Origin of the sequence: Mycobacterium sp. E3298, from assembly GCF_001666895.1 — a bacterium.
In the GTDB taxonomy this organism is placed as follows: Bacteria; Actinomycetota; Actinomycetes; order Mycobacteriales; family Mycobacteriaceae; genus Mycobacterium.
This window is the reverse complement of sequence record NZ_LZJB01000336.1, coordinates 1-8,878: the sequence shown is the minus strand read 5'-3', so window position 1 is coordinate 8,878 and position 8,878 is coordinate 1. Positions and strand designations below refer to the sequence as shown.

At 65.7% G+C, this 8,878-nt stretch carries 10 protein-coding genes; 2 read left to right on the top strand and 8 right to left on the bottom strand.

Going from position 1 to position 8,878, the window contains the following annotated elements:
- Window positions 1-237: SDR family NAD(P)-dependent oxidoreductase (locus tag A9X05_RS15775; RefSeq protein WP_304442450.1), on the bottom strand; the 237-nt coding region annotated here is incomplete at its 3' end.
- On the opposite strand from A9X05_RS15775, the gene A9X05_RS15770 reads away from it, so the two are divergent.
- Window positions 227-769 (top strand): SDR family oxidoreductase, encoded by a 543-nt coding sequence (locus A9X05_RS15770; RefSeq protein WP_231978398.1) that lies wholly within the window; start codon window positions 227-229, stop codon window positions 767-769. The two genes, A9X05_RS15775 and A9X05_RS15770, sit on opposite strands and share 11 nt — an antisense overlap.
- Window positions 770-788: 19 nt before the next feature.
- Window positions 789-2,228 (top strand): aromatic ring-hydroxylating dioxygenase subunit alpha, encoded by a 1,440-nt coding sequence (locus A9X05_RS15765; protein WP_067755178.1) that lies wholly within the window; start codon window positions 789-791, stop codon window positions 2,226-2,228.
- Window positions 2,229-2,420: 192 nt separating this feature from the next.
- Here the strand turns inward: A9X05_RS15765 and A9X05_RS15760 are convergent, their stop codons facing one another.
- The 7 genes from A9X05_RS15760 to A9X05_RS15730 form a co-directional block, all read right to left on the bottom strand.
- A complete protein-coding gene (locus A9X05_RS15760; protein ID WP_082970986.1) occupies window positions 2,421-3,326 on the bottom strand; it encodes an NAD(P)-dependent oxidoreductase in 906 nt (301 codons plus the stop codon).
- A complete protein-coding gene (locus A9X05_RS15755) occupies window positions 3,319-3,510 on the bottom strand; it encodes a ferredoxin (RefSeq protein ID WP_067755181.1) in 192 nt (63 codons plus the stop codon). Before A9X05_RS15755 ends, A9X05_RS15760 begins: the two co-directional genes overlap by 8 nt.
- A complete protein-coding gene (locus tag A9X05_RS15750) occupies window positions 3,507-4,754 on the bottom strand; it encodes a cytochrome P450 (protein WP_082950440.1) in 1,248 nt (415 codons plus the stop codon). The genes A9X05_RS15755 and A9X05_RS15750 overlap by 4 nt, the downstream gene beginning before the upstream one ends.
- The gene (locus tag A9X05_RS15745) at window positions 4,726-5,928 is read right to left on the bottom strand and encodes an acyl-CoA dehydrogenase family protein (protein ID WP_067782543.1); all 1,203 of its coding nucleotides are present in this window, start codon (window positions 5,926-5,928) and stop codon (window positions 4,726-4,728) included. Before A9X05_RS15745 ends, A9X05_RS15750 begins: the two co-directional genes overlap by 29 nt.
- Window positions 5,925-6,950 (bottom strand): acyl-CoA dehydrogenase, encoded by a 1,026-nt coding sequence (locus A9X05_RS31130; protein ID WP_067782539.1) that lies wholly within the window; start codon window positions 6,948-6,950, stop codon window positions 5,925-5,927. The genes A9X05_RS15745 and A9X05_RS31130 overlap by 4 nt, the downstream gene beginning before the upstream one ends.
- An 11-nt stretch (window positions 6,951-6,961) precedes the next feature.
- A complete protein-coding gene (locus A9X05_RS15735; protein ID WP_197499080.1) occupies window positions 6,962-7,981 on the bottom strand; it encodes an amidohydrolase family protein in 1,020 nt (339 codons plus the stop codon).
- 85 nt (window positions 7,982-8,066) lie between these two features.
- On the bottom strand, window positions 8,067-8,878 hold an 812-nt coding region (locus A9X05_RS15730; RefSeq protein ID WP_156736761.1), incomplete at its 5' end, for an amidohydrolase family protein.

Below are 8,878 nucleotides of genomic sequence, written 5' to 3'. Positions count from 1 at the left end.
GCCGCGGTTCTCCCGCCACCAGGCCGCCGCGTGGCGCGTGACGTTGAACGTCCCTTTGAGGTGCACCGACACCACCGCGTCCCAGTCCTGCTCGCTCATCTTGAAGACCATGCCGTCGCGAAGGATCCCCGCCGCGTTCACCACGACGTCCAAGCCGCCGAGCGTCTCGGCGGCCCGGCCGATGAGATCCGCGCACGCGGCGAAGTCGGTGATGTCGGTGGTGTCGGTGCACCTCAAAGGGACGTTCAACGTCACGCGCCACGCGGCGGCCTGGTGGCGGGAGAACCGCGGCGGGCAGTACCGGCTGATCACCTTCACATCCATGTCGGGCTTGCAGGGCGCGCCGAGCCAGCCGAACTATGCCGCCGCCAAGATGGGCATCGTCGGCCTGACCTTCTCGTGCGCCAACGCGCTGCGCAACTACGGGGTGCGCTGCAACGCCGTTGCGCCGATCGCGGGCACCCGGATGACGCAGGGCATCAAGGGCGGCGGCAGCATGGACTACTCGGACTCGAACGTTCGCCTTTCGCCGAAGAATTGCGTGCCGCCGGTCGTGTATCTGGCCAGCGAGCAGTCCGACTGGCTCAACCGGCGCGTGATCTTCGCCGGGAACGGGCGGATCAGCCTGATGTCCAATCCGGTCGTCGAACGCGAGATCGTGTCGGCGTCGGGGACGTGGGACATCCCGACCGCATTCGCCGAGATCGAGACGTCGTTCAAGGAAGCGGTGCTGTATCCCAACATCTTTGACAAGCCACCCTCCAGCTGAGCCGACGAAAAGTGCGACAATGACCGAGCTTGCCACCGAGCGGGTGCCACAAAAGTTCGCCTGCGGCGAGACTTTCGTGCCCAAGAGCCGGTATATCGACCCGGAATTCCTGAACCTCGAGCTGGAGCGATTGTTCACCCGCGTGTGGCAGCCCGCGTGTCGCGTAGAGGAAGTACCGGACGCCGGCTGCTTCTACGAGTACACGATCGGCCGGCAGTCCATTGCCGTGGTGCGCCAGAAGGACGGCAGCATCAAGGCATTCCACAACACCTGCGCCCACCGCGGCATGAAGGTCGTCCGCGGCAGCGGTTGCTCGGCCAACAAAGAGCTGCGCTGCGAATTCCATGGCTGGCGTTATGAATTGGATGGCCGGTCCTCCTTCGTCCCATGTCGCGACGAATTCGCACCGCGCCCCCGCCAGCAGTGGGGCCTGCGTCCCGTCGCGGTTGGGACGTGGGGTGGCTGGGTGTTCGTGAGCATGGCCGAGGACCCGCCGGATCTGCTCGAGTGGCTGGACCCGCTGCCGACCGCGCTGGCTCCATTTCGGTTGCAGGACATGCGCTACCGCTGGCGCAAGCGCACGTTCCTGCCGGCGAACTACAAGACCGTAGTCGACGCTTTCATCGAGGGCTATCACACGCCCGGGACCCATCCGCAGACGATGCGATCGGCGCAGGGCCCGCGGCCGTCTGCGGAGCCCGCAGCGCCGCAAGAATACGTCTACGCTCCCTACACCCCGACCATCACCTATAAGAACCACTCGCGGTTCGTCTACACACAGCGTCCCGAGCATGCCGGCCGCGACAAGGGCCGCCAGGAGCAGGCGGCGCGACCCGAGGTGTTCGCGAATTCGATGAAATACCAATACCTCGAGGTCGGGTCGCTGGTCACCGAGCGAGACTACCGGGCCGCGCAAAAGCTGGCCGCGATGGAGCCCGGCGACGTCCCACCGTTTGTTCTGTACCACCAGATGTGCGAGGAGCTCGCCCGCGCCGAAGGCGTTGACTTCCCGCGGATGTCGATGGAGCAATACTTCGCGGGGAACGGCGACTGGCATGTGTTTCCGACCATGGTGATCCTGGTCGAGAAGTCCTGCCTGCTGGGATACCGCATGTTGCCCGACGCCGAAGACCCGAATCGGTGCACGTTCGAGATGTTCTCGCTGGAGCATTTCGCGCCCGGCGAGGTGCCCGAGACGCAGTGGCAGGTCTTCGAGCGGTGGCAGGACCACGACGGCTGGGGCGAGCTGCCCTCACAGGACCTGAGGAACATCGGCGCCATCCACGCGGGCATGCACTCGGCCGGGTTCGAGGGACTCTGGCTCAACACCGCCCAGGAGATGTCCATTCGCAACGAGCATGCGATCGCCGACAGGTTTCTTTTCGGTGCGGACCGCGACGGTGTGGATCGCCGCGCTCAGGAGGGCGGTTCCTCCGCGTCGACATCGGAGAAGCGATAGGGGTTCTCGCCATCGGCGGCGGCTCCCAGCCGCATTCATGCGACGACAGCAACACCGCCGACCGTGCAGCCGCCGGTTTCGATCGCCGGGATGGCCTGACGTACAAGCTGGTTGGCGACCCACGTGGAGTTCCCGGTGGGCGCAACGCCAACTTGCCGAATCGGGCTGCGCCAGAAACACGTTGGTGACCGGTCAGAGACCCGTTTCAGTCGGCTCACGCGGATATCCGAAAAGTTGCAGCGCTTCGTCGGCGACTGCGATCAGCGAGCCGGTGGGGGCATCGCGTTCGCCGGTCAGCCGGTCGAAGATTCCGATGTCTTTACGGAGCAGGGGTCCCACCATTGGAGCCAACACCCCGAAGCCACCGACAGCGACGGCGGTGTTCAGCGAAAAGCTGTTGCCGCTGCTGACCGACAAAGCGCGGCCCAGAGCGTGCTCGTCCAGGCCCAACCGAGTGCCGGCAACCATCGCGTCGCGCGCCAGGGCGTAGTGGGCGGCGTGCAGAGTGTTGTTGACGAGTTTGGCGATCAACCCGCTGCCGAGCGGCCCGAGGTGAATCACGTTGCCGCCGAAAGTTTCGAGCTCCGCGCGGCATTTTTCGTAGTTTTCGTCCTCGCCGCCGACGAGGACGGTGAGCTTGCCCTCGGCAGCCGCGAAGCCGCCGCCGCTGACCGGAGCGTCGATCACCCCGACGCCCCGTTCCGCCGCGATCCGCGCAATGTGGTGACAGACCTCCAGGCTGATTGTCGAATGGATGGCCAGCACGGACCCGGGCGACATGCCGGCGAGCACCCCGGATTCGCCCAGGACGACGTCTTGGACCCCTGCATCGTCGACCACACAGATCCCGACCACGTCGCTGTTGGCCCCCAGCTCGGCCCGGGTTTCCGCGAACGTCGCCGCAGAACCGCGATAGGGCTCAAGCGATTCCGCCCGGCGTGCCCACAACGTCGTGGGCACCCCGCAGGCTATGAGCCGATCCGCCATTCCCTTGCCCTGGTCCCCGAGACCGATGAATCCGGCTCGGATCTGCGGACGATCCGACGACGTCGGCGTCGCGGAGTCGGGGCGCGCGGTCGAGCCGGCTTGGTCAGTCATGAAGGGCGATGGCCTCCTCGGGACAGGACCGCACGGCGTCCGTGGCGGAGGGTTCCTCTCCTACTGGCACCTCGGCCGCCAGCAGCACGCTGTGCCCCTCCTCGTCGGCGTCGAACAACGCGGGCGAGAGGCTGTAGCAGCGGCCATGCCCCTGGCAGGCTCCGCTGTCGAGCTCCAGCCTCATCCACGCACCTCCCAACTCAGTGGCAGCGGCCGCGCCAGCCGCACCGGAAGAGCTTCGTATCGCAACGATGAGCCCGGCGTGATCTCGTAATCGGGAATGCGCTTGTGAAATTGGTCGAGTGCCGCCCGCAGCTCCATCCGAGCGAGATGGCTTCCCAGACAACGGTGAAAACCGCTTGCGAACGAGTAGTGCGGATTGGGCCGACGGGTCAGGTCCACTTTGAGAGGATCTTTGAACTTCTCCGGATCCAGGTTGGCAGCGGCCCACAGCACCGTCACCTGCGTTCCTGCGGCCACGGTCGTCTCGCCGACCTGCATGTCCACGGTCGGAGTGCGCGATGCCACCGGCACCGGGGTCTCCCAACGCATCAACTCTTCGATGGCGTCGGGCCACATTTCCGGGTTCGCCACTACCTGACGGCGCTCGTCGGGATGGCGCGCGAGCCAGGACAGGATGCAGGATAGCGACGCCGCTACGGTATCCAGGCCGGCGATCATCAGCAGGAAGCAGATGTCGAGAATGTTCTCGCGGGTCAGTGAGTGGCCGTCGACTTCGGCTGTCATGAAGCGGCCGAGGATGTCGTCCCCGGGTTCGCCGCTCGCTTCGCGTTCGTCGAGAACTTGGTTGAAGTACGCGTAGCACCGTTTGCCCGCCGCCTTGTACCTGGCCTCGCGTTGCGCGACGGTTTCCCCCTCGACGTCGCGCAGCAAATCGTCTTTGTTCTGCAGGAAGTAGTTCAGCTCGGAGAGCGGAATTCCCATGAGGCGCAGGAAAATCGTGGACGGGAGGATCGCGCAGAATTCATCGTAGATGTCAGCGTGGCCGCGTTCGATGAACTTGTCGATCAGCTCGTCGGCGAGCGTTCTTACGTCGGTCTCCAGGTGGGCGATCGCCTTCGCCGAAAAGATCGGGTCAAGCAGTTTGCGGTATTTGGTGTGCTCGGGCCGGTCGATGTCCAGCGGAATCAGCGGGCGATCGGCGCTCTGCGTATTGCCCACTGCCCCCGATCCGCGCACATCGTGGCTGCGGGTCAGAGCGTCGACGCTCTTGGCGGCGCCGACAATGTGATTGCCGTCGATCACGATTATCGGCGCCGATCCGATGCCTGCGTACACTTCCTGTGGTTCGGGGACAGTCAGCATCGCTGCGAAGTCACCCCCGAAGGCCTCGGCGGCTATGCCCTCCGTTACGGCGTCGTCGGACTGTTCGTCGTGGCTAGCCGACAGCGCTGTCGTTTCGCTCATTTTTGTTCCTTCGCGGTGTACTACGGGGAAGTCCCAGGAATCGCTCGGCAATCACGTTTCGCGCCACGTCGGTGGATCCGCCATAGATGCCGGTCCCCGGCGCGAATCGGAATCCCGCTTCGAATGCACCGTCGCCGGCACTCCCCTCCGCCCCGCGCGCCAGAAGGGCTGTCGGGCCGATGAGATCGATCAGCTCCGACGCCGTCTGCACCAGCAGGTCGGAGGACAGGATGCGAGCCGGCGGTCCCGACGCCGAACGCGTCATCTCGACCTTGACGAGCGCTTCGCCGATGCGCTCGGCCACCACGGCGTCGTCGAGCAAGGATGTGCCTGCGGGACCCGGTTGCGTTGCGGCCCAACGAACGAACTCCGCGAGGAGTTTCTCGCACTCGGCCAGGTAGGGCCCCCCGATGGTCGGGTCACTGCCGTCGGCGGAGATGCCGTGTTCCTGGCTCAGCGGCGCGGCGACCACGGTCCAACCCGCGTTGACGTCGCCCAGGCGCCAGCGGTCGTTGACGCGAACATCTTGCAGGTAAACGAAATTGGTACGTTCGCCGCCAAGTGTGCCGATCGGCCGGATCTCCACCCCCGCAGTGTCCAGGGGCAGAAGGAAAACGGTGAGGCCCTTGTGCATGGGCGCCGACGGGTCGGTGCGCGTGAGCAGAAAGCAGTATTGGCTGAACTGGGCACCGGTGGTGAACATCTTCTGTCCGTTGATAACCCATTCGTCGCCATCCCGCTCCGCGCGGGTGCGCACCGCGGCCAAATCCGATCCGCAGTCCGGTTCGGTGTAACCCAGGCAGATGCGAACGGTGCCGTCAGCGACCCGCGGCAGCACCTCGGCCCGGATGTCCGGCGAGCCGAAGATTCGGATGGCGATCGGTGGTAGCAACGTCGTGGAGGCCAGGATGTAGGGCGCGCCGCTGCGCGCCCATTCGGTGGCGACGATGCGCGCCCGCAACGCGTCCAGGCCCGCCCCACCCTCGGACGTCGGCCATTGCGTCGCGACCCATCCCCGCGCCCCCATCGCCAGGTGCAGGCCCTCGTTGAATCCGCCGCCGTGCAGCCGTTCGTCTTCCAGCACCGCCGGGGTGACGTGTTCGCCGAAGAAGGCGCGTGCCCCCTGCCAGAACGTGAGGGTGTCGTCGTCGAGTTCGATGGTCTCGAAATTCACGTGAGCGCATCCTTCAACACATGCGGCGCCCACCGGGCGACGCGTCGCAGAAGGGTGCGACGGTCGCCGACGGCCAGCGCCCAGCCTTTGGCCCGGCGGTAGTAGAGCTGAACGTCGGATTCAAGGGTGAACCCGAAGCCGCCCTGGGTGTGGATGGCGGTGGCCCCGGCTTGCTCGGCGGCGTCACCGGCGGCCAGCACTGCGCACAAGGCCAGCGCACCAACGGATTCGGGTTCATGGTCGCAGAACCAGGCAGCGCGCCACATCAGCCGCCGGGCCGCGCCCACGCTGTTGGCGGCGTCGACCAATGGATGAGCGATGGCTTGAAACGCTCCGATCTGGGTGCCAAAAGCCGTGCGCTCTTTGGCGTATTGCACACCGAGGTCCAGGGCGGCCTGACCCAGCCCGACCAGCGCGGCCGCCGTCAAGACGTGCCATTCCCGTTCAGCTAGGTCCCACTCGTCGGCCGAACCCACCCGTGCGCCACCGGTAACCTCGCGCCAGCCCAGCGGAGCGCACGCCAGATTGGGCTGGGTCGGCGCCGGCGGGCTGGTGACCAGCGTCAGGTTGGCGCCCTGCGGCGCGAGCACGGCCTCTGCGATCGCTCCGGCGGGTGCTAGCCGACGGTCGGCGGTGCCCGGGGCGAGGGTGACAACCGCGCCACGATCGCGCATGGCGGCCAGCAGCCGCGATGACGGGTCGATGCGGGCGAGCGCGCGAGCCGCCGCCAACACCTCGGCCAGGGGTACCGGCGCCGCGCGGCGGCCGGCCTCTTCGAGCACGAACGCCAGCTCGACCAAGCCGGCCCCGTCGCCACCGACCGCTTGGGGCAGCGCCATCTCAACGAGGGCACGTTCCTGGAGCTCGTCCCACAGCGCCGCGTCGAACCCGTCCGGTTCGGCCGAGCGAACCCGTGATGTCGGGATGGTCTTTTCGAAATAGGCCCGGAAGGAATCCCGCAGTGCGGCCTGCTCCTCGCTGAGCGAGTAGTCCTGTTGGCGAAGCGAGAACTCTGCGTTCATCGGACGGCCACTCAGGGGGCGTCCTTCAGGACGCTTTCGTCAAAACCAAATAGCCTGCGTGCATTTCCGCCGATGATGGCCCGCGCACTGTCGATGTCGACGCCGGCGAAGAGCCTGTCGAGGATCTTCTCCGACTCTGGGTATGTGCTCTCGGGGTGGGGATAGTCGTTGCCCCACAACAGGCATTCGGCGCCGGTATCCGCGAGGTTCGTAATCGCGACGGGATCGTCCTGGAAGGTCGAGTGGATCTGATGCCGGATGTAGTGACTGGGCAGTTCGGCAAGTTTCGGTTTGGTCCAGCCGATCTCGTCGTGCGCCTGGTAATAGTAGTCCAGCGTCTGCATCGCCCACGAGATCCAGCCGCCGTTGCACTCGACGAAGACAGCGTGCAGGTCTGGATGCCGCTCCAGGATCCCGCTGCAGCTCAACAAGGCGGCTGCGCGCGGCGCCATCGATTGCGTGGCAAGAAGATTCGCCGTGCCGCTCCCCCACCCTCGATAGAAGATCATGTCGTGGCCGCTGCCCTGATGCATGACGGCCGGCCGGCCCGTCGACGCGATGACGCCCCACAGCGGTTCCCACTCTTTGGAGTTCCACTCCGGCTTGCCGACCAGCGGCAACAGCAGTCCACCCACCGACGGATCGGCAGCCACCCGCTCGACCTCGGCGATGGCCATGTCGGCATTCCAGGTGGGGATCATCATCGCAAGTTTGATCCGGTCGTGTCCCCCGATCTGCTCGCGAATCCAATCGTTGTAGACCTCGCATACCGACTGCCCAGCAAGGGGATTGGCGATGCCCCACGCGTATAGCCCGATGGTGGGAAAGACGATTTCGGCGTTGATGCGGTCGGTCCGCATCATGTCGAGCCGTACGTCGGGCGAGGCCGCCGCCACGCGCTCGGCCTCCTTGGCTGCTGCCTCTTCTGCCGACAGTTCGTTCCAACCGATGGGGCTGCCGTTGACGACCAGGCTCCACCCGCCGGCGTCATTGGCCAGGATGCGGCGCGGGGCGTGATCGCGCAGGTCCACGCTGAGGCGTTCATACCAGAGGTCATGCGGCTCGTCGACGTGCGCATCGGCCGAGATCTTGGGCAGATCGACGGTACTCGTCATATCAGACCTGCACCGTCTCCCGGCCGGCCGCCTCCGCACGGGCCCGGTATTCGGCCTTGCTCACCGTCGACAGGTCGACGTCGGTGGCCCTGGCGCGTAGCGCACCCACCGTCGCGTCTTTCTTCGCGGTGTGTTTGAACGGGTCGAAATCAAAGAAACGACAGCTGTTTTCGTGAGTGATCTTATTGATTTCCTCGTCGGTCGCACCGGCAGCCGTGAACTCGCCGAACAACTGCTCCGGGCCGTTGGGCCAGGTCGAGTCGGTGTGCGGATAGTCGCACTCCCACGCCAGATTGTCGATGCCGATCTCGTTGCGCAGCTTGACGCCAGCCGGGTCGGTGATGAAGCAAGCCAGGACCTGGTCCCGAAATATCCTGCTGGGCATGCGATCCGACCAGTCCTGACCGATCCAGAGTTGATTCTTGGCATGTCGGTCGGCCCTCTCGAGGTAATAGGGGATCCAACCGATGCCGCCCTCGGAAAGGGCGATACGCAGGTCCGGGAATCTGCGCAGGGTACGGCCGAACATGAGGTCCTGCAAGGCCATCAGCGTGAGCTGGGTGGGCAGGATGATGTGATGGTCGATCGGAGCGTCAGGCGCCAGCGTGATCAGGCCGCCACTGGCCCCGATGTGCATGCACAGCACGCTGCCCGTCTCCGACATCGCGGTCAGCATCGGGTCCCAGTGCTCGCTGTGAAAGCTGGGGAAGCCGAAAGCGTGCGGCGCCTCGAGGAAGCTGATGGCCTTGCAGCGTTTGCCGGCCAGACGCCGCACCTCGGCCGCGCACAATTCCGGATCCCACATCGGCACAA

Coding starts and splice junctions, on each gene's coding strand:
- A9X05_RS15755 (WP_067755181.1), bottom strand. CDS start 3,510: ATGAGGCTGGAGCTCGACAGCGGAGCCTGCCAGGGGCATGGCCGCTGC.
- A9X05_RS15765 (WP_067755178.1), top strand. CDS start 789: ATGACCGAGCTTGCCACCGAGCGGGTGCCACAAAAGTTCGCCTGCGGC.
- A9X05_RS15760 (WP_082970986.1), bottom strand. CDS start 3,326: ATGACTGACCAAGCCGGCTCGACCGCGCGCCCCGACTCCGCGACGCCG.
- A9X05_RS15750 (WP_082950440.1), bottom strand. CDS start 4,754: ATGAGCGAAACGACAGCGCTGTCGGCTAGCCACGACGAACAGTCCGAC.
- A9X05_RS31130 (WP_067782539.1), bottom strand. CDS start 6,950: ATGAACGCAGAGTTCTCGCTTCGCCAACAGGACTACTCGCTCAGCGAG.